The sequence below is a fragment of the uncultured Limnohabitans sp. genome, assembly GCF_937889215.1.
Classification (GTDB): domain Bacteria; phylum Pseudomonadota; class Gammaproteobacteria; order Burkholderiales; family Burkholderiaceae_C; genus Limnohabitans_A.
This window is the reverse complement of sequence record NZ_CALBEX010000503.1, coordinates 1-1,080: the sequence shown is the minus strand read 5'-3', so window position 1 is coordinate 1,080 and position 1,080 is coordinate 1. Positions and strand designations below refer to the sequence as shown.

Below are 1,080 nucleotides of genomic sequence, written 5' to 3'. Positions count from 1 at the left end.
CCATCACCAGGTGGCTCACACGACTGGGGTGGGCTTGCGCGTCGCGTGCCGCTGCTTCCAGCGCGATGAGCGAGCCAAAGCTGTGGCCGATCAGCGCGGCTTTTTCAATCTTCAGCGCATCGAGCAGGGCGATGACGGTTTCGGCGGCTTCTTCCACGCTTTGCGGCGGGGTGCCTTCGCTTTTGCAGTGCCCGGGCAGGTCAATGGCCAGCACGTTCCAGCCGTGGTGGGCCATGTAGCGGGTTTGCAAAATCCAGACGCTGTGGTCGTTGAGCACGCCGTGGATGAACACGGCGGTGGGCTGCGCGGGGTTAAAGGGCTTGCCGCCGGTGTAGGCGTAGAGGTCGTGACCTTGAACGGAGATTTTCATGGTCAGGCCCCCGCTTTTTCGGCGGCTTTGAGCGCCTTTTTCAGGTCATCGATCAGGTCGGCCGGGTCTTCCAGTCCAATCGACAGCCGAATCGTGCCCGGGCCGATGCCGCCAGCGGCCAGGGCTTCGTCTGTCATGCGGAAATGCGTGGTGCTGGCCGGGTGGATCACCAGGCTTCGGCAGTCGCCCACATTGGCCAGGTGGCTGAAGACCTTGAGGGTCTCGATGAACTTTTGGCCTTGGGCGCGGCTGCCCTTGATGTCGAAGCTGAACACCGAGCCCGCACCGCGGGGCAAGAGCTTTCGCGCCAGCGCATGCGAGGGGTGGCTTTCCAGCATGGGGTGGCCCACGCGGCTGACCAGTGGGTGCGCGGCCAGAAACTCGACCACTTTGGCGGTGTTCTCCATGTGCCGGGCCATGCGCAGCGGCAGGGTTTCGATGCCTTGCAAAATCAGCCAAGCGGTGTGCGGGCTCATGCAAGCGCCAAAGTCGCGCAGGCCTTCGCGCCGCGCCCGCAGCAAGAAGGCGCCCACGGTGCTTTCTTCGCTGAAGACCATGTTGTGAAAGCCTTCGTAGGCTTGGCTCAGCTCGGCAAATTTGCCCGATTTGTCCCAGTCAAAACTGCCGCCATCGACGACCACACCGCCCACCACCGTGCCGTGGCCCGACAAAAACTTGGTGGCCGAGTGGTAAACGAGGTCGGCCCCGTG

Annotated in this window: 2 protein-coding genes; both read right to left on the bottom strand. The window is 63.4% G+C overall.

Annotated elements, in window-relative coordinates; translation table 11 throughout:
• The coding region (locus Q0341_RS12775) for an alpha/beta fold hydrolase (protein ID WP_299513974.1) at window positions 1–370 on the bottom strand (370 nt) is incomplete at its 3' end.
• Window positions 371–372: 2 nt separating this feature from the next.
• Window positions 373–1,080: PLP-dependent transferase (locus Q0341_RS12770; RefSeq protein ID WP_299513971.1), on the bottom strand; the 708-nt coding region annotated here is incomplete at its 5' end.